Source organism: Streptomyces sp. NL15-2K (genome assembly GCF_030551255.1).
GTDB lineage: Bacteria > Actinomycetota > Actinomycetes > Streptomycetales > Streptomycetaceae > Streptomyces.
Genome location: NZ_CP130630.1, coordinates 10,510,075 through 10,532,423 on the forward strand (window position 1 = coordinate 10,510,075; position 22,349 = coordinate 10,532,423).

The following is a 22,349-nucleotide window of genomic DNA, read 5'->3' on the forward strand; positions in this document are numbered from 1 at the left end:
GCCGAAGGATTGTTGGGCAGCCCCGATTCGGAGTGCCCATCAATTCGCGGGGGCCGGTTGTTAGCTTGTGGGACGGCCGTGACCGAGGGGGAGGCACGCATGGGGCGCCGGGAGAAACCGCTGGATCCGGGGGCGGGAGCGGTACAGCGCTTCGCGTACGAACTGCGCAAGCTGCGCGACGAGGCGGGCACCCCGACCTACCGCGCGATGGCGCTCGGCGCGGGCTACTCGGCGCCCACGCTGTCGGCCGCGGCGGCCGGCGAACGGCTGCCGACCCTGCCGGTCCTCCTGGCCTACGTCACCGCGTGCGGCGGCGACACCGGGGAGTGGGAACGCCGATGGCTCGCGGCCGTCGCCGAGTCGGCCGACGCGGGGGACGACCCGGAGGGCGAGGACAGCCCCTACCCGGGACTCGCCCGGTTCGAGACCGGCGACGGGGAGCACTTCCACGGCCGGGACGACCTGACCGCCGACCTGCTCCAGCTCACCGCCCGCACGAGATTCGCGGCGATCGTCGGCGCTTCGGGCAGCGGCAAGTCGTCACTGCTGCGGGCGGGTCTGATCCCGGCGCTGCGCGAGGCGACCGACCCCGGCCCCCGCCTCGCCACCATCCGCCTGCTCACCCCCGGCCCTCATCCGGCCCGCACGCACGTGGCCCTGTTCACCCCGCACGACGCGCCGGGCGACACGTTGCTCGTCGTCGACCAGTTCGAGGAGGTCTTCACGCTCTGCGCGGACTCCGCCGAACGGGCCCGGTTCCTAGGGCAGTTGCTCGCCGCGGCCGATCCGTCGTCCCGGCTGCGTGTGCTGATCGCCGTGCGCGCCGACTTCTACGGCCGCTGCGCCGAGCACGGGCCGCTCGCCGAGGCGTTGCGCCACTCCGCCCTGCTCGTCGGACCGATGCCGCCGCACGCCCTGCGCCAGGCCGTGGTCCGGCCGGCCGCCGCACGACGCCTCGTCGTGGAACGCGCCCTGACCGCACGGATCGTCGCGGACGTGGCCGGCGAACCGGGCGGTCTGCCGCTGATGGCCCACGCCCTGCGCGAGGTGTGGCGGCGCCGCACCGGCAAGACGCTGACCCTCGCCGCGTACGAGGCCGTCGGCGGCGTCCGGGGCGCCGTCGCGCACACCGCGGCGGCCGCCTACACCCGGTGCACACCCGCCGAGGCCGCCGTGCTGCGGGCGCTGCTGCTGCGCCTGGTGAACCCCGGCGACGGCACCGAGGACACGCGGCGCCCCGTCGACCGTGCGGAACTCGACGCCGACGAGACGACTGCATACATTCTGGAGCGGCTTGTAGACAGTCGGCTGCTGACGGTCGACGGCGATACAGTCGACCTCGCCCACGAGGCGCTGATCGGGGCCTGGCCGCGGCTGCGCGGCTGGCTGGACGATGACCGCGAGCGGCTGCGCCTGCACCGACGGCTCACCGAAGCGGCCCTCACCTGGGCCGAGCTGGACCGGGACGCGGGCGCGCTGTACCGGGGGACACGGCTGACCGAGGCGCGCGAGACCTTCGGCGACGAAGGCGAAGCGGTCGCGGCGGTGGGCGAGTTGAACCGGCTCGAACGCGACTTCCTGGCCGCGAGTGTGGCGGCCTACGAGCAGGGTCGGCGGGCCGCGGCCCGGGCGTCCCGCCGCCTGCGCACGCTGACCGGCGCGCTCGCTGTGCTGTTGTGTCTGGCCGTCGTCGCGGGCGTGGCCGCCTGGTGGCAGAGCGGGGTCAGCGCACGGCAGCGCGACGAGGCCGAGGCCCGCCGGGCCGCCGCACAGGTCGACACGCTCCGTTCCACTGACCCGCGCGGCGCGATGCGGCTGGCCCTGGCCGCCTGGCGCACCGCCGACCTGCCCGAGACGCGGGAGGCGCTGCGGACGGCCGCGGCGCAGAGCGAACAGGATGTGTTCACCCAGCCCGAGGACGGCGGACGCGCGCTCAACGAGCCCGCCTGGCTCAGCCGTGACGGTCGGATCCTCACGACGGTCGTCCACGACAAGGCGGTCCAGTGGGATGTGCTCGGGCACCGGCGCATCCGTTCCGTTCAGCGCACCGGTCTGTCCGAGGGTGTGGTCGGTGCCAGCCCTGATGGTCGGTATCTTGCATACCGTTCACGGGATGGTGCGGGCATGGTGATCGGCGGACTGGCGGACGGTAGTACGCGCCGGCTCGCGACCGGGTCGTGGACCAATACCGACGGCGGGTTCGGGCCGAGCGGGCGCACCTTCGTCGTACGGCGTCCGGTGCGGGGAGCGGACCACGGACGGGCGACGCTCGAAGTGTGGGACGTGCGCCGACAACGCGTGCTGTTCCGGTACGACGGCGGCAGCGACGACGGCGGTTTGCCCGTGCTGAGCCGGGACGACCGGTACCTCGCCTGGTGCGCGCACGACGGTGACCGACTACAGATCCTCGACGGCGCCGAGGGGCGCCTCGTGGCCACGGGGGTGCCCCGGGCGACCCAGCGGACGCTGTGCCAGGGAGAACTCACGTTCACCCCCGATCACCGGGCCGTGGCATCCGGTACCTCCGAGGGGATCGTGATCTGGGACTTCCTGGCCGGCCGTGAGCGGCCCCGGCTGCCGCTCGCGGGCGGCGCGCACGCCGTGATTCGCCGGCGCCTACGCCCTGGCCTGGGGCAGGGGCTCCTTCACCCTGTGGCGTACGGACCTTCCGGCCCCGACGGACGACAGCACGCGCGAGCCGCTCCTGACCTATCCCGTGGCCGCCTCCGCGATCGGCGACATCCGTCTGGATCCCGATAAGGGCGTGCTGCGTTACCGCGAAGGCGGACGGACCAGCGTCGTGCGCACCCTCTCGCTGCACGGGCTACTGGGCAACGACTGGCGGGACGCTCCGACGCCCGATGAGACCTCGCGCGTCACCGTCACCGTCGACGGCATCGAGTCCGCGGCCGTGACCGTCGACCCCACGGGCCGCACCGCGCTGACCTCCGAGGGAACACTCGTCGACGTGTCGACCGGCAAGCACCGCAAGGGAGTCGGCGGAGAGGACATCCTCCGCGACGGCGCCTTCAGCCCGGACGGCAGTTACCTCGCCGTGACCGACTCCCAGGGCCGCCTCACGCTGTGGAACGCCCGCACCTGGCGCAGGATCGCCGTCCTGAGGGCCGTCGGCTCCACCGCGCAGGACACGGCGCTGGCATTCTCCGCCGACGGCTCACTCCTCGCGGGCAGCGCGCCCGACGGCTTCGTAGAGGTGTGGGAGACGGCCTCGCCCGCCCTGCCGACGGCGACGCTGCCAGCCGGGGACGGGCCTGTCCTCGAGCTCGGATTCACCGAAGACGGGGGCGAGTTGCGCATCGCCACTGCGCATCTCGCCGAACGTGTCCGCCCGTTGGCGGCGGGCCGGGCGGCGGAGGAGGTGTGCGCGCGGGCCCGACGCGGGCTGACCGAGGCCGAGTGGCGCCGCCACTTCCCCTCGGCCGAGTACCGAGGCACCTGCGGGCGATGACTCCCGCGTCCCCTTGACCTCGAGAGTGCTCCAAGTGATGGACTCCCCTCCGCCGAGGAACAGTCCTCGAAGAACACAAGGGGTACCCATGACCGACTCACCGGTCGCGCTCATCACCGGCGGCGGCAGCGGCATCGGCGCCGCGGTCGCCCGGCGGTTGCTCGACGCCGGACAGCGGGTCGCCGTCACCGGGCGCGGCGAGGAACGGCTGCGCGGATTCGCCGAGGAACTCGGCCATCCCGATGGTCTGTTGACGATCGTCGGCAACGCGTCCGACTACGACGAAATACGGTCGGCTGTCGACCGTACACTCAAGGAATACGGTCGACTGGATACAGTCGTCGCCAATGCCGGTTTCGCCACCCATGACTCGGTCGCCGAAGGCGACCCCGCCGGCTGGACCGAGATGGTGCTGACCAACGTCCTCGGCCCCGCGCTGCTCATCCGCGCGTCGATCGACGCCCTCAAGGAGACCCGCGGTCGGATCGTGCTGGTCGGCAGCGTCGCCGGATTCGTCCCCGGGCCGGGCAACATCTATGGGGCGACGAAGTGGGCGGTGACCGGGCTCGCGGAGAACACCCGCCGTCAGGTCACCGAGTTCGGTGTCGGCGTCACCCTGATCGCGCCCGGCCGGGTCGAGACGCCCTTCTGGGACAGCTACGGCAGCCTGCCGCCCGGTCACCTGCTTACCGCCGACCAGATCGCCGACTCGGTCCTCTGGGCCGTCGGGCAGCCCGACGGCGTCGACGTCAACACCGTCGTCGTACGGCCGATAGGGCAGCCCAACTGACGTATCACGGGGGTCAGTTGTCCTGGAGAAACTGTTCCGCCAATCGCTCACCGAGGGCCACCGCCGCGCTGTGACTCTCGATGGGGGAGGCCCGTGAGTTCGTGAACAGGATGTAAGTCACCCCGGAACGGGTGCCGCCGTGTGCCGGGTCCGGGTCGATGCCGAGGGCCCGCGCGGTGGCGTAGGAGGCCTCCCCGATGATCTTCCTGGGGCCGGTGTCGCCGACGACCGCGTACTGGACCTGGTCGCGGTGGATCACCGCGGCCACACCGCCGCCCTTGATGCCCGCGGCCCTGTAGTTCCACTTGCGGCTGGGGCTGGGCACGACGATGTACGGCAGGGTGTCGGACTTCAGGGGTTCGCCGTCGGACTGGCGGAAGGCGGTGTCGCCCTGGAACCAGGGGTCGGTGTCCTCGTTGCACCGGACGGTTCGTTGACCGTCGCAGTCGATGTCCATGTCGGCCTTCCAGAAGACCGCGCCCTTCTTGCCGCACACCGGGACGGTGGCCCGCGCCCCCGCGTCGGTGCGGTACCTGCCGTGCGAGATCGGGTCGCAGGACGTCACCTCGGCGAGCAGTTCGGTCGCGCCGACCGTGCCCTCGTGGGCCTGCGTCTGGGCCTGCGTCTGGGCCTGGGCCTGGACCTGGCCCCGGGCCTGGGCCGGCGTCGGACGTGGGGTACCGGAAGCGCCGGCGGGCAGCAACCCGGCGGCGAGCAGCGCGGCTCCCGAGGCCGCGGCCAGGGGCAGTGGTCGGATGCGCACGTCGGATGACCTTTCTGTCCGGAAAGCTTCCACACCGGATTCGATCACGGCGAGCCACCCATATGACCAACGCGACCCCAGTCGGGTGTCGTCTCCCGGCCGGGCGGCCGGGAGAACGACCGCGCCCCGGGACCGAGGTGCCGGTCCCGGGGCGCGAAGCCGTCGACGTCAGGTCAGGGCATGGTGAACACGGCCGGGTCCGGACCCAGCCGACGGTCCTCGTTCAACGCGCTGATCGCCGCCAGGTCCTCGTCGTCCAGGCTGAAGTCGAAAACCTCGATGTTCTCCTTGATCCGGGACGGCGTCACGGACTTCGGGATCACGACGTTGCCGAGCTGGAGGTGCCAGCGCAGCACGACCTGGGCCGGGGTGCGGCCGTGCTTCTGCGCGATGGCCACGATCGCCGGGACTTCCAGCAGGCCCTTGCCCTGGCCGAGCGGCGACCAGGCCTCCGTGGCGATGCCCTGCTCGGCGTGGAACTCGCGGGATGCGCGCTGCTGCAGATGCGGGTGCAGCTCGATCTGGTTGACCGCCGGGATGACCGACGTCTCGCCGATCAGCCGCTGAAGGTGCTCCGGCAGGAAGTTGGAGACACCGATCGCGCGGATACGGCCGTCGGCGTGCAGCTTCTCGAACGCCTTGTACGTGTCGACGTACTTGTCCGCGGATGCCATCGGCCAGTGGATCAGGTACAGATCGACGTACTCCAGGCCGAGCTTGTCCAGCGAGGTGTCGAAGGCGCGCAGCGTCGAGTCGTACCCCTGGTCGCTGTTCCAGAGTTTGGTGGTGACGAAGATGTCCTCGCGGGGGACGCCGGAGGTGGCGATGGCCTTGCCGGTGCCTTCCTCGTTGCCGTAGATCGCCGCTGTGTCGATGCTGCGGTACCCGGTCTCCAACGCGGTGGCGACAGCCTGCTCCGCCTCGTCGTCCGGCACCTGCCAGACGCCGAAGCCCAGCTGGGGCATCTCGACGCCGTTGTTGAGGATGATCGGGGGGACCTTGCTGCTCACGAGCTCTTGATCCTTACGGTTGTCGTCAGGTGGTACTTCCCATCGTCAACGATCACGAGCCGCGATGCATTCCTGAACGGCGAATCCGCCGGAAACAACCTCAGGCTCGGTACAACGCCTCAACCTCATTGGCGTACGCGTTCTCGATCGCCTTGCGCTTCAGTTTCAACGACGGGGTCAGCAGGCCGTGTTCCTCGGTGAAGGGCTGGGCCAGGATGCGGAATGTGCGGATCGACTCGGCCTGGGAGACGAGCGTGTTGGCGGCGACCACCGCGCGCCGCACCTCCGTCTCCAGGTCCGCGTCGCGCACCAGTTGGGCCGGCGGCATCTGCGGTTTGCCGCGCATCGCCAGCCAGTGTTCGACGGCTTCCTGGTCGAGGGTGACCAGGGCGGCGATGTACGGACGGTCGTTGCCGACGACGATGCACTGGGCGATCAGCGGATGGTCGCGCACCCGCTCCTCCAGCACCCCCGGCGAGACGCTCTTGCCGCCGGACGTGACGAGGATCTCCTTCTTGCGGCCGGTGATGGTGAGGAAACCGTCCTCGTCGAGGGAGCCGAGGTCGCCGGTGGCCAGCCAGCCGTCGTGCAGGGCCTGGTCGGTGGCCTTGGGATTGTTGAGGTAGCCCTGGAAGACGTTCTCGCCGCGCAGCCAGATCTCGCCGTCGTCCGCGATGTGCACGGTCATGCCCGGGATGGGCTGCCCGACCGTGCCGTAGCGGGTGTGGTGGGGCGGGTTGCAGGTCGCGGCCGCGGTGCACTCGGTGAGGCCGTACCCCTCGTAGATGTGCACGCCCGCCCCCGCGAAGAACAGCCCCAGCTTGCGGTCCATCCCCGAGCCGCCGGTCATCGCCTGCCGGATACGGCCGCCCATCGCGGCCCGCAGCTTGGAGTAGACCAGCTTGTCGAAGAGCTGGTGCTGCATGCGCAGGCCCGCTGACGGCCCGGGCCCGATACCCCAGGCCTTCGCCTCCATCGCGTCCGCGTACTTCACGGCGACCTCGACGGCCTTCTCGAACGGCCCGGACTTGCCCTCCCGCTCCGCCTTGCGGCGGGACGCGTTGAACACCTTCTCGAAGATGTACGGCACCGCGAGGAAGAACGTCGGCTTGAACGCGGCCAGGTCGGGCAGCAGCGCCGCGGCGCTCAGCTGCGGCTGATGGCCGAACTTGACCTTGCCGCGGATTCCGGCGACCTCGACCATCCGCCCGTAGACATGCGCGAGCGGCAGGAACAGCAGCGTCGACGCCTGGTCGCCCTTCTTGGAGTGGAACACCGGCTCCCAGCGCTGGATGACCGTGTCCGCCTCGAACATGAAGTTGCCGTGCGAGATGACACAGCCCTTGGGACGGCCCGTGGTGCCCGAGGTGTAGATGATCGTGGCGACCGAGTCCGGGGTGACCGCCTGCCGGTGCCGGTGCACCACCTCGTCGTCGAGGTGGGCGCCGGCGTCGTACAGCTCCTGCACCGCGCCCACGTCGAGCTGGAACAGCTGGCGCAGTTGGGGAAGCCGGTCGATGACGGTGGCGATCGTCATCGCGTGGTCCTCATGCTCCACGATCGCCGCGGACACCTCGGCGTCGTACAGCGTCCAGAAGCACTGCTCGGCCGAGGAGGTGGGATAGAGCGGCACCACCTGGGCGCCGATCGTCCACAGCGCGAAGTCGAACAGCGTCCACTCGTAGCGGGTGCGGGACATGATGGCGACCCGGTCGCCGAACCGGACGCCCCTGACGAGCAGGCCCTTGGCGAGGGCGAGGACCTCGTCGCGGAACTCCGCGGAGGTCACATCCCGCCACTGCCCCGTCTCGTCCTTGCGGCCGAGCGCGATGTACGCAGGGTCCTCCTGGGCATGGTGGAAGACGACGTCGGCCAGTCCGCCCACCGGCGGTGCCAACGCCAACGGAGGGTTGGTGAACTCGCGCAAACCCCGCTCCCCGCTTTTCTTGTGGCGTTCCGCACAGCGCCGTGAAAGCTACCCCACCCGAGGACGGGGCGGGAGGGGGTCAGAAACCGAGCAGGGCTCACGTATGCACTGGTCAGTGGCGGAAAATGCCCTCACATGGGGAAGGGTCGGACAGAAAACTGACGGTTGAGTAAGTTTCGGTGCCGTAATCTCCACCGAATCTGTACGACCCGATTACGCCCGGCGTGTCCGTTCGTGGCGCCTCACGCCGGGGCGCGGACCCGTCTTCTTTCAGCGTCTGCGCTGCCCGATCCGTCACTGCCGGCTCGGGCGTCATCGCCCCAGCCGCTGACGTACCGGCCGTCCCCGGGTCAGCCGCGCCCGCGGCGCTGCAGCCGGTCACCGCCCGCCAGAATGGCCGTCGCGAGGGCGTCCGCCGCGCTCTGGGCGGAGGTGTGGCGGTGGCCGTGGACCAGGACGAAGTCGACGCGGCCCAGCTCGGGCAGTCCTGCCCGCTCCGGCACGCGCACCAAGCCCGGCGGGACGAGTCCCCGCGAGTGCGCCATCACGCCCAGGCCCGCGCGGGCCGCCGCGATCAGCCCGTTGAGACTGCCGCTGGTGCACGCGATGCGCCAGGCCCGCCCCTGCCGCTCCAGCGCCTCCAGGGCGAGCGCCCGGGTGATGCCGGGCGGCGGGTACACGATCAGCGGCACCGGCCGGTCCGGATCCAGCCGCAGCCGCTCCGCGCCGATCCACACCAGCTCGTCCCGCCAGACCAGCCGGCCTCGCGGATCCTCGGGCCGCCGCTTCGCCAGCACCAGATCCAGTTTCCCGGCCGCCAGCTGTTCGTGCAGCGTGCCCGACAGCTCGACCGTCAGCTCCAGGTCGACCTCGGGATGGTCGTAGCGGAAGCCCTCCAGGATCTCCGGCAGCCGGGTCAGGACGAAGTCCTCGGACGCGCCGAACCGCAGCCGCCCGCGCACCCGCGTCCCGGTGAAGAACGCCGTCGCCTGCTCGTGCACCTCCAGGAGCCGGCGTGCGAAGCCGAGCATCGCCTCGCCGTCCTCCGTCAGCTCCACGGAGTGGGTGTCCCGGCTGAACAGCTGCCGTCCGGTGGCGTCCTCCAGCCGCCGGATGTGCTGGCTGACGGTCGACTGGCGCAGCCCGAGCCGCCGGGCGGCCTGCGTGAAGCTCAGCGTCTGGGCCACCGCGAGGAACGTACGCAGCTGGGAGGGGTCGTACACGACCCCCAGGCTATCGCGGAACGCGATGACAGTGAGTGCGGTATGCCGGATTCCCGATCGCCGGGCGGGAGAGCAGGATGGAGAGGGGACCCGTGAGCCCGTACCGGGGCCGGTCCTCCCGGAGGGCCCGCCCCCGAACCGCCTACAGCACCGAGCAACGCCCAGCACCGAGCAACGCCCAGCACCGAGCAAGTGGAGCACCGTGAAACGCCTGCGATGGCCGAGTTGGATGCCGATCGACCCCTACATCCTGCTGCTGCTCGGGACGGTGGGCCTCGCGGCCCTCCTCCCCGTCCGCGGGACGGCCGCCGACGTGGCCTCCGGTGCCTCCACCGGTGCGATCGCCTTCCTCTTCTTCCTCTACGGCGCCCGCCTGTCCACCCGTGAGGCGCTGGACGGACTCAAGCACTGGCGGCTCCACGTCACCGTCCTGGCCTGCACGTTCGTCGTGTTCCCGCTGCTGGGCCTGGCCGCCCGCGGACTCGTCCCGGTCTTCCTGACGCACCCGCTCTACCAGGGCCTGCTCTTCCTCACACTCGTGCCGTCGACCATCCAGTCCTCGATCGCCTTCACCTCGATCGCCCGCGGCAACGTGCCCGCCGCCATCTGCGCGGGCTCCTTCTCCTCGCTGGCCGGCATCGTCATCACCCCGCTGCTGGCGGCCGCCCTGCTCGGCAGCAGCGCCGGCGGGTTCTCCGCCGACTCGCTCCTGGAGATCGTGCTCCAGCTCCTGGTGCCGTTCGTCGCGGGTCAGGTGCTGCGCCGCTGGATCGGAGGCTTCGTCGCCCGGCACAAGAAGGTTCTCGGCCTGGTCGACCGCGGCTCGATCCTCCTCGTCGTCTACACCGCGTTCAGCGAGGGCATGATCCAGGGCATCTGGCACCAGGTCAGCCCTGTCCGGCTGGCCGGTCTGCTCGGCGTCGAGGCCGTGCTGCTCGCCGTGATGCTCGCCCTGACCTGGTACGGCGGCAAGGTGCTGCGCTTCGACCGCGAGGACCGGATCGCGATCCAGTTCGCCGGCTCGAAGAAGTCCCTCGCCTCCGGGCTGCCCATGGCGAGCGTGCTGTTCGGCGCGCACGCCTCGCTCGCCGTGCTTCCGCTGATGCTCTTCCACCAGATGCAGCTGATGGTGTGCGCGGTGATCGCCAAGCGCCGCTCGCACGACCCCCGCGAGGACGTCACCCCTTCGACGCCAGCCGCAGCGTCACGAACCGCGGTCGGTACAGGGACACATTCCGGTTGAGCTGCGCGGCGGCGCCGGTCGGCTCCAGCCAGTTGACGTCGTAGCTGAGCACCAGCCGCCCGTCGTCGCTCAGTTCGGGGTGTGTCTGCGGGTTGTAGGCGGCGACCTGGCCCGGTGGCAGCGTCGGGCTGAAGTCCTTCGTCGGGCCGCGCCAGGGACCGGTGGGGGAGCAGGACCAGTACGAGGTCACCGTGGTCAGTCCCTTCGTCCCCGAGGCCATCGTGAACAGCACGTACGTCGACTCTTGGCGGACCACGGAGAAGGCGCTGCCCACTCCGGTGCGCTGCCCGTCCCCCAGCACCGCGGAGGGCCGGGCGCGGGCCGTCCACGCCGAGCCGTCCCAGTACTCCCAGGCGGCCGGATCGCCGAGCCCGCCCTCCGGCACCCGCGCCACGTACGCCGACGAGGCGGGCCGGGACGCGGCCTGACCGTCGTCGCCGCCGAAGACGTACGTCCAGCCGTCCTCCTTCACCAGCGTGGTGCCGAACAGCACCCGCCGGGACGGATCCGGGACCTGCTGCTGGTCGAGGACCTTCACCACCGACTCCACGCGCAGGTCGGGCAGGGAGAGGGTCGCGACCTCGGTGGCGGTGGGCACCCCGTAGATCCATGGGGCCGAGCCCGCCGTCCGCACCCACAGCAGCACCCGCAGTACCTGCTCGGAGGAGCCGGGGGCGCGCGGCTCGACCCGGGCCGCGACCGGCCAGCGCCACTGGTTCGGGCCGGGATCGGGGAAGAGGGGCGCGGGGAGCGTGGTCTGCAGGCGTCCGTCGCGCATCACCACGGCCGAGTTGCGCACCAGCGGGGCTGTGGTGTCCCGCCAGGCGTAGGACTCGCCGACCGGGTTGGGCGGGCCGTGCACCTGACCCAGGTAGGTGTCCGAGAACAGCCACAGCATCCGGCCGTCCGGCAGCCGCACCGAGTGGGTGCCGTCGCCGCCGGTCCAGTCGTCGGCGCGGGTCGCGTCATCGCCGTAGCGGGCGAATTCGGTGGTGAGGCGGTCGTCGGCCGACCACGAGGCGACGGTATGCGGTATGCAGTCGTCGGCATCCTGCTCACCGTCGTCGTCCGGGAAAGCGATGAGCAGCACGGCCGCGAGAACCAGGGCCAGCAGCAGACCGACCCCGGCTCCCGTGCGCTGTCGTGCTCGCGTGTCCTCGGGCACGCTCCGCGACGTTAGTGGCTGTCGCTCACCTGGTCCATGGGCAGCCACAGGACGGGATCGCCCGCGGGTGCCCTGCCGGTGGTGATGTCCCCGTCAGTCAGCGCCCGGTCCCAGACGCGTACGTCGTCGATCGCACCGGTGAAGAACGCCCTGCTGTCCATGCGCTGCCCGATGTGTACACCGAAGGCAGAGTTACGGCTGACCGAGCCCGGCACGTCCGCGACGCCGACCGCCCTGCCGTCGACGAACAGGGTCAGCCGGCCCCCGCCACGCCGCAGGGCCAGGTGGTGCCACCGGCCGTCGTTGTAGGCGCCGGATGTGCTCACGGAGGCCGAGCGGAGGGTCGTCGCGCCCTCCCGCACGGTGATCAGCCCGCGCACCCGGCCGCTCGCGGGCTCGACGCGCAGCCAGACCTGAGGCTGGCGGTTGCCGACGCCGCCCATCCACAGCAGCGGCTGCTCCCCGGTCCTGGCGGTGTGGCGGAACCACAGCGACGCCGTGAAGTCCTTTGTGCTAAGGGGGAGTTGTGCACGGTACGGCAGACGTACGGCGTCGTCGGCGCCGTCGAACTCCAGCGCGCCGCCGACCGCGCCGTCCGTCTGTTTCGCTCCGCCGAGGACGGCCGCGGGGCCGGCCTGCGGGGCGAGGTCGGTGGTGGTCGGGTCGGGATCTCGGCGCGGCCGCAGCCAGTCCGAGGTGAACCGCGCGAAGCGGATCTCGTCGCGCGCGTCGACGGCTCCGCCCTCGTACAGCAGGCCCACCGTGTGGTCGTCGATCGCCGCCATGTCGGAGTAGCCGGACCAGTCCGTGGTGACGACCGTGCCGCGGTCGACGGTGTCCCAGGTGCGGCCGCCGTCGTAGGAGGAGCGGATCATCATCGTCCGGCGGCGGTCCGGGTCGCCGGGGCAGGACAGCAGGGTGCGGTCGCCGAGCCCGAGGATCGCGCACTGGACCTGAGGCGCGTAGAGGTCCGGGAGCGGGGCGAAGGGGGCCGTGAAGCTGTCGCCGCCGTCGAGGCTGACGGCCTGGGTGCGGTGGCCGAGGTCGGTGCCTTCCTCCTCGCGGGCGCTGATCAGGAGGGAGCCGTCGGTGCGCTCGGTGAGGGTCAGTTCGGCCGGCTTCTGGCGGAAGGTGCCGTCCTCGGCGAACGGCCAGGAGTCGGTGGCGCCGATTCTCCAGTGGTCGCCGCCGTCGTCACTGACGACGAGGGCCGCGTGGTTGGCGGTGACCCGACCGCCGTTCCACGTCTCGGAGTTGACGCCGAACACCAGGCGGCCGGCGTGCCTGCCGCGGGTGAGCTGGATGCCGTGCACCGGACCGGTGGCGTACCAGGAGTTCCAGTGCGCGGGCAGGGTCTCGGCGCTCAGGTCGCGCGGGGCCGACCAGGTCAGGCCGTCGTCGTCGCTGTACTGCAGATGCGGGGTGCGGTCGCAGGGCGCGGAGCAACTCGCGCTGTCCGTACGGCCTGTGTTGTAGGTCTCGGCGAGCAGGATGCGGCCGGTTCGCCGGTCCACGACCGGGGCGGGGTTGCCGTGGGTGTCGCCGCCGCCGTCGTTGACCACCTGGAGCGGGCCCCAGGTGCGGCCGCCGTCCGTGGAGCGCTTGAGGACGATGTCGATGTCGGTGGCGTCACCGCAGTTGAGAACACGGCCCTCGGCGAATGCCAGCAGTGTGCCGTCGACTGTATGCACGATCGCCGGGATGCGGAAACAGGCGTAGCCAGGATCCTGAGAGGCCTTGAAGAGGATCTGCTGCTGGAACTCCGGTGCGGAGGTGCTGGATCCGGCGTTGGCGGGAGCGGGCGAGGCAGCCATCGCCGCAGTGGCGATGGCCGCGGTCAAGGTGGGTCTGAGACGTGTGCGGAGCCATGCCGACGGCCTGGAGCCACCTTCCCTTTCCTGACTGAACATCTGGACATACTATGTCTGACGACCCGTCATAAATGTTAGCCACGGCCGCTGACGCGCTGACGGGGCAGAAGCTGGCGCCTGAAGGTGTCACCCGTTGGGGTCAAGGCCGCAACAGCACCTTTCCGAGGTTGCCGCGCGACTCGATCGCCCCGTGCGCCTTCGCCGCGTCCTCCAGAGCGAACACCTCGTGCACGGCGGGCCTGAGCGTGCCGGCCGCGAACATCCGCCACAGCTCCCGCCGCCACCGCTCGTACACCTCCGGCTCGTCGCGCGCGATCCGCCCCATCTGGAAGCCGATCACGGACTTGGCGCCCCCGAGGAGGTCGTACGCCTGGATGGTCCCGCCGCCCGAGCTGTACGCCACGAGCCGCCCGCCGGGGGTGAGCGCGGCGACGGTCCGTGTGAGCAGTCCGCCGCCGACCGCGTCCAGGGCATAGTCGACCGGCTCGCCCCAGTCGTCGTCGCCGTACACGATGACCGCGTCGACGCCCAGGGATCGCACGAAGCCGGCCTTCGCCGGATCGGAGACGGCGCCCACGACCCGGGTCGCGCCCCGTGCCCTCGCGAGCTGCACGGCCAGGTGGCCGACTCCGCTCGCCGCGGCCGTGACCATGGCCGCCTCTCCGGGTACGGGCCGCGCGGCCATCAGGGCGCCGAGGGCGACCATGCCGCTGCGGACGAGCGCCACCGCGTCGACGGCCGAGGCGTCGTCGGGCACGCGGGAGGCCATCGCCTCGTGCAGGGGCGCGTAGTCGGCGTAACCGTGGCCGAAACAGAGCCCCGTCACGCGATCGCCGATTCCGAAGCGGGTGACTCCCGTACCGACGGCCACCACCTCGCCGGCGATCTCGCCCCCGAGTGGCACGGGGCCGGTCGCCTCGGTGACCTTGCGGACGACCGGGAGAGTGACGCCGATCGCCTCGCAGCGTACGAGGAGTTCGCCGGGACCCGGCTGAGGGACGGGAACCTCTTCCAGGAACAGGGGGCCACCGGTGGCCTCGTAGCGGACGCGACGCATTGACCGCACCTCCAAGGGTTCGTTGGTGATCCCAACGATAGACAGTGAATCATGGGGGCCGCCAACGAATATTCGCTAGGCTTGCCGGTATGGCCGACGCTCCCCTCCCCGCGATCCGCTCCCTGCCCAGCTGGCTCCTCGGCCGTGCGGCCGCCCGCGGTCGGGCCCTGGTGGCCGAGGCGCTGGCCGCGGAGGGCATGAAGATGTGGCACCACGTGGTGCTCTCCGCCGTCCGCGACCTCGCCCCGGTCGCCCAGGCCGACCTCGGCCGCAGTGTCCGGCTGGACCCCAAGGACCTCGTCGGCATCCTCAACGACCTTCAGTCCGCGGGCCTGGTCGTGCGCGAGCCGGACCCCCAAGACCGCCGCAAGAACGCGGTATCCCTCACGGATGAGGGAGCCCGCCTGCTGAAACGCTGCGAGAGGGTGGCCCGCGCGGCGAACGACGAGCTCCTCGCCCCGCTGACGGCAGCCGAACGCGACCAGTTCATGGGCCTGTTGATCCGGATTTCCGGCACGGACGGGTGACGATCGATAACGTTCCGTTATGAACGCCGCACCGTTCCTATGGACTGAGCGGGAGTGAGTCCTGCTTCGAGGACTCATGCTCAGCCGAACGCCCCGAACGGTGTCGGGCGTTCTGGTCGACCGCGTTCGCTCCGCGTCCGGCGCGCACGGATCGTGTCCGTGGTCCGGGAATGCGGGGGCGGTGCCTTCCGTCGCCGGATCGGGTGTCCCAGGGCGCGCCTTCCGATCGCCACGGCGGCTGCGTCGTGGCGGCTGGTGGTGCGGTTGTTGCTGTTGAGGTGTTTGTGCCAGTGCTGGGCACCCCAGCGGGAGGTGTAGGCCGGGTCCACGGCGACCAGCGGGATGCCCAGTTCGGCCGCCATGGACACCAGCCGCGCCCGCAGCCCGGAGGTGGGCATGCCCGAGATGAGCTTGCGGAACCGCTTGCGGCGGCCGTGCTTCTCACGGGTCTCCTCGGCGGTGAAGTCCAGGTTCTCGATCGCGATGGCCAGGCCGTGGCGTTCGCTGATCGCGGCCTTCGCCGCGGCGGCCCGGGCGCAGACACCGGCTGAGGCGGAGCGGGCGCCGGACTGAGGCGGGGCCCCTGCGGCGCAGGGGGCGCTCCCCGCCGGTCGGGGCCCCGCCGCCGTGTCGCGGGGAACCGTTCAGCCCTGGGCGGCCGCGGCCCGCAAGGCGATGCGGTCCTCGCCCGCGTACACGTTCATGGAACTGCCCCGCAGGAATCCCACCAGTGTCAGCCCCGCCTCCGCGGCCAGGTCCACGGCCAGCGAGGACGGCGCCGAGACCGCCGCCAGCACTGGGATGCCCGCCATCACGGCCTTCTGCGCCAGCTCGAACGAGGCCCGGCCCGACACCAGCAGGATCGTCCGCGACAGCGGCAGGTCGCCGTTCTGCAGGGCACGGCCGACCAGCTTGTCGACCGCGTTGTGCCGGCCCACGTCCTCCCGTATGTCGAGCAGTTCCCCGCCCTCGGTGAACAGGGCCGCCGCGTGCAGGCCCCCGGTCCGGTCGAAGACCCGCTGGGCCGCGCGCAACCGGTCGGGGAGGCTCGCGAGCAGCTCGGGTTCGACGCGGATCGGGGGAGTGTCGGCGATGGGCCAGCGGGCCGTCGTACGGACCGCGTCGAGGCTCGCCTTGCCGCACAGGCCGCAGGAGGAGGTGGTGTAGACGTTCCGCTCGAGCGTGATGTCGGGGATCGTCACGTCCGGAGCCGTCTTCACGTCGACCACGTTGTAGGTGTTCGATCCGTCTACGGTCGCCCCCGCGCAGTAGACGATATTCAGCAGATCGGATGCGGCAGCCAGTACGCCCTCGCTCACCAGAAATCCGGCGGCCAGCGCGAAGTCGTCGCCCGGCGTGCGCATGGTGATCGCGAGCGGCTTGCCGTTCAGTCTGATCTCCAGGGGTTCCTCGGCGACGAGCGTGTCCGGGCGGCTGGAGACCACCCCGTCCCGGATGCGGATCACCTTGCGTCGTTCCGTGACTCGTCCCATGTCCTGATCAGCCCCGGTTCTGTACGTGCTGGTAGCCGAAACGGCCCTTGATGCAGAGGTTGCCGTGGGTCACCGGGTTGTCGTGCGGGGAGGTGACCTTCACGATCTCATTGTCCTGCACGTGCAGGGTGAGGTTGCAGCCCACTCCGCAGTAGGCGCACACCGTCGTCGTCTCGGTCTGCTTCGCCTCGTCCCACGTACCCGCCGCCCGCATGTCGAACTCCGACTTGAACGACAGCGCACCCGTCGGACACACCTCGATGCAGTTGCCGCAGTACACGCACGCCGAGACCGTGAGCGGGGCGTCGTGCTCCACCGCGATCCGGGCGTCGAATCCGCAGCCCGCGACGGAGATCGCGAAGGTGTTCTGCCACTGGTCGCCGCAGGCGTCCACGCACTTGTAGCAGAGGATGCACTTGTCGTAGTCGCGCACATACAGATCGTTGTCGATCTTCGGTTCCTCGCCCAGCCGGGCCGCGTCCGGGCCGAAGCGGTCCGGCTTCGCCTCGTACTCCTTGATCCACTCGGCGACCTTCGGTGTCGTCGACAAGTCGACCGAGGGCGCGAGCAACTCGAGGACGATCTTGCGGCTGTGGTGGGCACGTTCGGTGTCGGTCTTCACTTCCATGCCGGGCTCGGCCTTGCGGGAGCAGGCGGGAACGAGCGTCCTGGCCCCTTCGACCTCGACGACACACACCCGGCAGGCGTTCTTGGGGGTGAGGGTGTCGCCCTGGCAGAGGGTCGGGATGTCCTTCCCGGCCGCCCGGCACGCGTCGAGGATGGTCGAGCCCTCGGGAACCCTGGCTGCCTCCCCGTCGAGGGTGAACTCCAGCAGGCGGCGGGGGATCCCCAGCGGTGTCACGGTCATTCGTACGCCCCCAGACGGTCGATGGCGGATTCCACGGCGTTCCACGCGGTCTGTCCGAGACCGCAGATGGAGGCGTCCCGCATCGCGCGGCCGACCTCCCTGAGCAGGGCGATGTCATCGGCCGCGGCCGCGCCCGTGCGCTCGGCGATCCGGTGCAGCGCCTCCTCCTGGCGCACGGTCCCCACCCGGCACGGCACGCACTGCCCGCACGACTCGGCGCGGAAGAACTCGGCGATACGCAGGAGCAGTCGAGGCAGCGGCACGGTGTCGTCGAAGGCCATGACGACCCCCGAGCCGAGCGTCGTACCGGCCTCCCGTGTGCCTTCGAAGGTGAGCGGGATGTCCCTTTCGTCGGGGCGTACGAAGCCGCCGGCCGCGCCGCCGAGGAGGACCGCCCGCAGGCCGTCGCGCACGCCGGCCAACTCCAGCAGCTCGCCCAGCGTCGCGCCGAACGGCAGCTCGTAGATCCCTGGCCGGTCCACGCTCCCCGACACACAGAACAGCTTCGGCCCGGTGGACCTCCCTGTGCCGATCGCCGCGTACGCCGGGGCGCCCATCGTGAGGATCGGCAGTACGTTGACCAGTGTCTCCACGTTGTTCTCGACCGTCGGCTTGCCGAACAGCCCCTTCTCCACGGGGAACGGTGGCTTCGAGCGCGGCTCGCCCCGGTAGCCCTCGATCGAGTTGAACAGGGCCGTCTCCTCGCCGCAGATGTACGCCCCCGCGCCCCGGCGGATCTCGATGTCGAAGGCGTAGCCCTGGCCGAGGATGTCGTCGCCGAGCAGACCTCGGGCACGCGCCTGGTCGACAGCATATTGCATACGGTGTATCGCCCGCGGATACTCGCCACGCAGATACAGGTATCCCTGGTGTGCGCCGATCGCATACGCGGCGATGGTCATCGCCTCCACCAGCGCGTACGGGTCGCCCTCCATGAGCACGCGGTCCTTGAACGTCCCCGGCTCGGACTCGTCCGCGTTGCACACCAGGTAGTGCGGATGGTCGGGCTGGGACGCCGTGGCCTGCCATTTGCGGCCGGTGGGGAAGGCGGCACCCCCGCGCCCGACCAGGCCGGAGTCGGTCACCTCGCGGATGACTCCCGCGGGGCCCAGCTCGAAAGCCCGGCGCAGGGCGGTGTAGCCGCCATGGGCGCGGTAGTCGTCCATACTCGTCGGATCCACCAAGCCGACCCGGCGCAGCAGCGTCAGCGAGGCGTCTCCCGCCTGGGGCACCGCCATCGCCGCGGGCGGCTCCGCGAGCGCCGAATCGGGAGAGCTCGCGGCGAGAACGGCCTCGTGCACGGTCGCCGGCGCCGACACCGCCGTACGTACCGGATCCCCCCCGCCTTGAGCGCGAGCGCGGCCGGGGCGCGTTCGCACAGTCCGAGGCACGGGCTGCGCTCGACGGACACACCGCTGCCGAGGCCCAGCCGGGCTTCGACACCGGCGCACAACTCGGATGCCCCGGCGGCCGCGCACGCGAGGTCGGTGCACACGTGGAGCACCGTCGCGGGCCGGGGTTTGACCGAGAACATCGCGTAGAACGTGGCCACGCCGTACGCCTGAGCCGGCGGCACCGTAAGCCGCCGGCACAGGTAGTCGAGGGCGCCCTCGCTGATCCAGCCGACCCGGTCGTTGACCGCGTGCAGCCCCGGCAACAGCAGGTCGCGGCGGTCCCGGGCCGCGCGCCCGCCGCGCGCCCACCTCAGGTCCGCGACCCTCATCTCATCGCGGGCCGCCCCCTCCCACGAGGATTCGGGGGGACCGAGCAGCGCGTCGATCGCCGCCCGTTCCTCGTCCGTCGGTTTGCTGTCACCGAAGTGCAGGTCCACTTGCGTCACCTCACGTAGGTCACGACCGGAAGCTTCTCGATCCGGATCGCCGACGCCTTGAACTCCGCCGTCCCCGCGATCGGGCAATTCGCCTCGATCGTCAGCTGGTTGGTGTCCACCTCGTCGGGAAAATGCATGGTCATGAAGGCCAGCCCGGGCCGCAGGGCGGTGTCGACCCACACGGGCGCGACGACCGAGCCGCGCCTCGAGGTCACCTGCACCTCCTCGCCGACCACGACCCCATAGCGCTCGGCGTCCTCCGGGCACAGCTCGACGTACTCGCCACGCCTCAGCGGCGAGGCGTAACCCCCGCTCTGCACACCGGTGTTGTACGAGTCGAGCCGCCGCCCCGTGGTCAGCCGGATCGGGTACTCCTCGTCGGTGAGATCGACCGGCGGATCGTGCTGCACGAGCCCGAAGGGCGCGGGCCGGCCGCGCCGGTCCGGGTCCTTCTCCCACAACCGGCCGTGCAGGTACGTCGGTTCGAGATTGTCCGTGTCGGGACAGGGCCACTGGATGCCCTGGTGTTCCTCCAGGCGTTCGTACGTCATCCCGTAGTGGTCCGGCGACACCGACCTGAGCTCGTTCCAGACGGACTCGGAGTCGGCGTACTTCCAGTCGTGGCCGAGCCGCGCCGCCAGCTCGCAGATGATGTCGATGTCCTCACGTGCCTCGCCGGGCGGCGTCACGGCCCGGCGCACGCGCTGAACCCGGCGCTCGCTGTTGGTGGTTGTACCGTCGGTCTCGGCCCAGCCGGCGGTGGCGGGCAGGACGACGTCCGCCAACTCGGCCGTCTTCGTGCGGAAGATGTCCTGCACGATGAGGAAATCCAGCGCCTTCAGCCGTCGTACGGCCTGCTCGCTGTCCGCCTCCGACTGCGCCGGGTTCTCGCCGATGCAGTAGACCGCCTTGAGCGCGCCCTCCTCCATCGCCTCGAACATCTCCGTCAGGTTCAGCCCGTAATGCGGCTGGATGACGGTGCCCCAGGCCGACTCGAACTTCAGCCGGGCCTGAGGGTCGAGGATGTCCTGGAAGCCGGGCAGACGGTTGGGGATGGCGCCCATGTCGCCGCCGCCCTGGACGTTGTTCTGGCCGCGCAGGGGTTGCAGGCCCGAGCCGTAGCGGCCCACGTGGCCGGTGAGCAGGGACAGGTTGATCAGCGCGCGGACGTTGTCGGTGCCGTTGTGGTGCTCGGTGATGCCCAGGGTCCAGCACAGCTGGGCGCGCTCGGCGCGGGCGTAGGCATGCGCCAACTCCCGTATGGCGGCGGCCGGTACGCCGGTGACCTTCTCCGCGAGCGACAGCGTCCACGGCTCGACGAGCTGCGCGTACTCCTCGAAGCCGCTGGTCGCGCGCTCGATGAACGCCTGGTTGGCCAGGCCCGAGTGGATGATCTCGCGGCCGATCGCGTGCGCCATCGGAATGTCGGTGCCGACGTTCAGGCCGAGCCAGCTCTCCGCCCACTCGGCGGTGGAGGTCCGTCGTGGGTCGACCGCATACAGTCGGCCGCCGTTGTGTACACCCTTCAGCACGTGCTGGAAGAAGATCGGATGCGCGAAGCGGGCGTTGGAGCCCCACATCACGATGACGTCGGTGTGCTCGATCTCCTCGTACGACGACGTCCCGCCGCCCGATCCGAAGGCCGCGGAGAGACCGGCCACGCTCGGAGCGTGACACGTCCGGTTGCAGGAGTCGACGTTGTTGGTGCCCATGACGACCCGGGCGAACTTCTGCGCCACGTAGTTCATCTCGTTGGTCGCCCGGGCGCAGGAGAACATGCCGAACGCGCCGCGCGCCGCCTGCAGGCCACGCGCCGCTCGGTTGAGGGACTCCTCCCAACTCGCCTGCCGGAACGGTTCGTCGCGTGAGTCCCTGACGAGCGGGTGGGTGAGCCGGGTGTAGGTCTTCGGGGTCCGGTCGCGTTTCCTCGTGCTTTTCATGCGGCGCTCCTCAGCGCGAGCAGGTCCGAGATGGCGTGCACGGTGCGCAGGGTGGGCACCTCCACGCCGGTGATCTCCGCCAGCTCTACGACGGCCGTGAGCAGGACGTCGAGTTCGAGCGGCTTGCCGCGCTCCAGGTCCTGGAGCGTGGAGGTGCGGTGGTCGCCGACCCGCTCGGCGCCCGCGAGCCGGCGCTCTATGGAGACGCCCACCTCGCAGCCGAGGGCCTCGGCGACGGCCAGCGTCTCGGTCATCATGATCTCGATGACCCGGCGGGTGCCGCCGTGCAGGCACATCTGCCGCATGGTGGCGCGGGCCAGTGCGCTGATCGGGTTGAAGGAGATGTTGCCGAGCAGCTTGATCCAGATGTCGCCCCGCAGATCGGGTTCGACCGGGCACTTCAGACCGCCGGCCTGCATGGCCCGGCTGAAGGCGAGACAGCGCGCCGAGATGCTGCGGTCGGGCTCGCCGATCGAGAACCGGGTGCCTTCCAAGTGCCGTACGACTCCCGGTCCTTCGAGCTCTGTCGCCGCGTAGACGACACATCCGACGGCCCGTTCGGGCGCGAGCACCGCACTGACCGCGCCGTCCGGGTCCACGCTCTCGACACGGTGACCGTCGTAGGGGCCGCCGTGCCGGTGGAAGTACCACCAGGGGATGCCGTTCTGGGCGGCGACCACCGCCGTGGTGTCGTGCAGCAGCGGCTCGATCAGCGGCCCGCACGCCGCGTACGAGTTCGCCTTCAGGCCCAGGAAGACGTAGTCGACCGGGCCGACGTCGGCCGGGTCGTCGGTGGCGTGCACGCGGGCGGTGAAGTCGCCGCGCGGGCTGAGCACCCGCACTCCGTGCTGCCTCATGGCCGCCAGATGCGGTCCACGGGCGATGAGGTGCACGTCGGCGCCCGCGCGGTGGAGCGCGGCGCCGACGTAGGCGCCGATGGCACCGGCGCCGAGTACTGCGACTTTCATGCGAGGGAGCTCCGTTCGGTCGAGGGTACCGAGGAACTGCCGAACTCTGTCGACGAAATATTGTCTACAGTATGGAAGATGGCTCAGCAAGGGTTCGCGCAGCAACGGGAACCGGTCGCGCCCGACCGTTCGCCGCATGCTGGATACCGCTCATCGCATACGGTCGACGCGCCGCCTTTTCAACCGCGTTGATCTTTCCTACCG

The 22,349-nt window shown here is 70.8% G+C and carries 16 protein-coding genes and 2 pseudogenes; 5 read left to right on the forward strand and 13 right to left on the reverse strand.

Annotation, left to right across the window (positions count from 1 at the left end; all coding sequences use genetic code 11):
• Positions 1–99: 99 nt before the first annotated feature.
• From Q4V64_RS45905 to Q4V64_RS45915, 3 genes are all read left to right on the forward strand, one after another.
• On the forward strand, positions 100–2,760 hold the full coding sequence (locus Q4V64_RS45905; protein WP_124437830.1) for a hypothetical protein: 2,661 nt from the start codon (positions 100–102) through the stop codon (positions 2,758–2,760).
• On the forward strand, positions 2,717–3,469 hold the full coding sequence (locus tag Q4V64_RS45910) for a hypothetical protein (RefSeq protein WP_253266756.1): 753 nt from the start codon (positions 2,717–2,719) through the stop codon (positions 3,467–3,469). The genes Q4V64_RS45905 and Q4V64_RS45910 overlap by 44 nt, the downstream gene beginning before the upstream one ends.
• A gap of 88 nt (positions 3,470–3,557) precedes the next feature.
• A complete protein-coding gene (locus tag Q4V64_RS45915; protein ID WP_124437829.1) occupies positions 3,558–4,259 on the forward strand; it encodes an SDR family oxidoreductase in 702 nt (233 codons plus the stop codon).
• A 13-nt stretch (positions 4,260–4,272) separates the two neighbouring features.
• Here Q4V64_RS45915 and Q4V64_RS45920 read toward each other — a convergent pair whose 3' ends face one another.
• The 4 genes from Q4V64_RS45920 to Q4V64_RS45935 all read right to left on the reverse strand — a co-directional run bounded on the left by Q4V64_RS45920 (position 4,273) and on the right by Q4V64_RS45935 (position 9,182).
• A complete protein-coding gene (locus Q4V64_RS45920; RefSeq protein ID WP_124437828.1) occupies positions 4,273–5,022 on the reverse strand; it encodes a glycoside hydrolase family 75 protein in 750 nt (249 codons plus the stop codon).
• A gap of 173 nt (positions 5,023–5,195) precedes the next feature.
• On the reverse strand, positions 5,196–6,032 hold the full coding sequence (locus tag Q4V64_RS45925; RefSeq protein WP_124437827.1) for an aldo/keto reductase: 837 nt from the start codon (positions 6,030–6,032) through the stop codon (positions 5,196–5,198).
• A gap of 100 nt (positions 6,033–6,132) precedes the next feature.
• Positions 6,133–7,959 carry an AMP-dependent synthetase/ligase gene (locus Q4V64_RS45930; protein WP_124437826.1) on the reverse strand — a complete coding sequence of 609 codons (1,827 nt, stop codon included), beginning with the start codon at positions 7,957–7,959 and terminating at the stop codon, positions 6,133–6,135.
• 350 nt (positions 7,960–8,309) lie between these two features.
• Positions 8,310–9,182, reverse strand: coding sequence for a LysR substrate-binding domain-containing protein (locus Q4V64_RS45935; protein WP_124437825.1), 873 nt, complete (start codon positions 9,180–9,182; stop codon positions 8,310–8,312).
• A gap of 229 nt (positions 9,183–9,411) precedes the next feature.
• Here Q4V64_RS45935 and Q4V64_RS45940 point away from each other — a divergent pair, with 229 nt between their 5' ends.
• Complete coding sequence (locus Q4V64_RS45940) at positions 9,412–10,425, forward strand: bile acid:sodium symporter family protein (RefSeq protein WP_172629028.1); 1,014 nt, start codon at positions 9,412–9,414, stop codon at positions 10,423–10,425.
• On the opposite strand, the gene Q4V64_RS45945 is transcribed toward Q4V64_RS45940, so the two are convergent.
• From Q4V64_RS45945 to Q4V64_RS45955, 3 genes are all read right to left on the reverse strand, one after another.
• On the reverse strand, positions 10,361–11,590 hold the full coding sequence (locus Q4V64_RS45945) for a DUF4185 domain-containing protein (protein ID WP_124437823.1): 1,230 nt from the start codon (positions 11,588–11,590) through the stop codon (positions 10,361–10,363). The genes Q4V64_RS45940 and Q4V64_RS45945 overlap by 65 nt on opposite strands.
• An 11-nt stretch (positions 11,591–11,601) precedes the next feature.
• Entirely contained in the window at positions 11,602–13,500 is a 1,899-nt protein-coding gene (locus Q4V64_RS45950) for a sialidase family protein (RefSeq protein ID WP_124437822.1), read from the reverse strand.
• 100 nt (positions 13,501–13,600) lie between these two features.
• The gene (locus Q4V64_RS45955) at positions 13,601–14,518 is read right to left on the reverse strand and encodes a zinc-binding dehydrogenase (RefSeq protein WP_124437821.1); all 918 of its coding nucleotides are present in this window, start codon (positions 14,516–14,518) and stop codon (positions 13,601–13,603) included.
• A gap of 89 nt (positions 14,519–14,607) precedes the next feature.
• Between Q4V64_RS45955 and Q4V64_RS45960 the strand changes: the two genes are divergently transcribed.
• Positions 14,608–15,045 (forward strand): MarR family transcriptional regulator, encoded by a 438-nt coding sequence (locus tag Q4V64_RS45960; protein ID WP_124437820.1) that lies wholly within the window; start codon positions 14,608–14,610, stop codon positions 15,043–15,045.
• 37 nt (positions 15,046–15,082) lie between these two features.
• On the opposite strand, the pseudogene Q4V64_RS45965 reads toward Q4V64_RS45960, so the two are convergent.
• The 6 genes and pseudogenes from Q4V64_RS45965 to Q4V64_RS46000 all read right to left on the reverse strand — a co-directional run.
• A pseudogene (locus Q4V64_RS45965) lies at positions 15,083–15,551 on the reverse strand (IS200/IS605 family accessory protein TnpB-related protein); the annotation flags it as partial.
• A gap of 138 nt (positions 15,552–15,689) precedes the next feature.
• Complete coding sequence (fdhD, locus tag Q4V64_RS45975; protein WP_124437819.1) at positions 15,690–16,538, reverse strand: formate dehydrogenase accessory sulfurtransferase FdhD; 849 nt, start codon at positions 16,536–16,538, stop codon at positions 15,690–15,692.
• Positions 16,539–16,545: 7 nt separating this feature from the next.
• On the reverse strand, positions 16,546–17,406 hold the full coding sequence (locus Q4V64_RS45980; RefSeq protein ID WP_124437818.1) for a 2Fe-2S iron-sulfur cluster-binding protein: 861 nt from the start codon (positions 17,404–17,406) through the stop codon (positions 16,546–16,548).
• Positions 17,403–19,237, reverse strand: a pseudogene (locus Q4V64_RS45985) (NAD(P)H-dependent oxidoreductase subunit E). The gene Q4V64_RS45980 and the pseudogene Q4V64_RS45985 overlap by 4 nt, the downstream one beginning before the upstream one ends.
• A gap of 5 nt (positions 19,238–19,242) precedes the next feature.
• Entirely contained in the window at positions 19,243–21,177 is a 1,935-nt protein-coding gene (locus Q4V64_RS45995) for a molybdopterin-dependent oxidoreductase (RefSeq protein WP_124437817.1), read from the reverse strand.
• Positions 21,174–22,145, reverse strand: coding sequence for a 2-dehydropantoate 2-reductase (locus Q4V64_RS46000; RefSeq protein ID WP_124437816.1), 972 nt, complete (start codon positions 22,143–22,145; stop codon positions 21,174–21,176). Before Q4V64_RS46000 ends, Q4V64_RS45995 begins: the two co-directional genes overlap by 4 nt.
• Positions 22,146–22,349 lie beyond the last annotated feature (204 nt).

Excerpts from the sequence above, each read along its gene's own strand:
- Q4V64_RS45905 (WP_124437830.1), top strand. The coding sequence starts at position 100 with ATGGGGCGCCGGGAGAAACCGCTGGATCCGGGGGCGGGAGCGGTACAG.
- Q4V64_RS45915 (WP_124437829.1), top strand. The coding sequence starts at position 3,558 with ATGACCGACTCACCGGTCGCGCTCATCACCGGCGGCGGCAGCGGCATC.
- Q4V64_RS45940 (WP_172629028.1), top strand. The coding sequence starts at position 9,412 with ATGCCGATCGACCCCTACATCCTGCTGCTGCTCGGGACGGTGGGCCTC.
- Q4V64_RS45950 (WP_124437822.1), bottom strand. The coding sequence starts at position 13,500 with ATGTTCAGTCAGGAAAGGGAAGGTGGCTCCAGGCCGTCGGCATGGCTC.
- Q4V64_RS45955 (WP_124437821.1), bottom strand. The coding sequence starts at position 14,518 with ATGCGTCGCGTCCGCTACGAGGCCACCGGTGGCCCCCTGTTCCTGGAA.
- Q4V64_RS45960 (WP_124437820.1), top strand. The coding sequence starts at position 14,608 with ATGGCCGACGCTCCCCTCCCCGCGATCCGCTCCCTGCCCAGCTGGCTC.
- fdhD (WP_124437819.1), bottom strand. The coding sequence starts at position 16,538 with ATGGGACGAGTCACGGAACGACGCAAGGTGATCCGCATCCGGGACGGG.
- Q4V64_RS45980 (WP_124437818.1), bottom strand. The coding sequence starts at position 17,406 with ATGACCGTGACACCGCTGGGGATCCCCCGCCGCCTGCTGGAGTTCACC.
- Q4V64_RS45995 (WP_124437817.1), bottom strand. The coding sequence starts at position 21,177 with ATGAAAAGCACGAGGAAACGCGACCGGACCCCGAAGACCTACACCCGG.
- Q4V64_RS46000 (WP_124437816.1), bottom strand. The coding sequence starts at position 22,145 with ATGAAAGTCGCAGTACTCGGCGCCGGTGCCATCGGCGCCTACGTCGGC.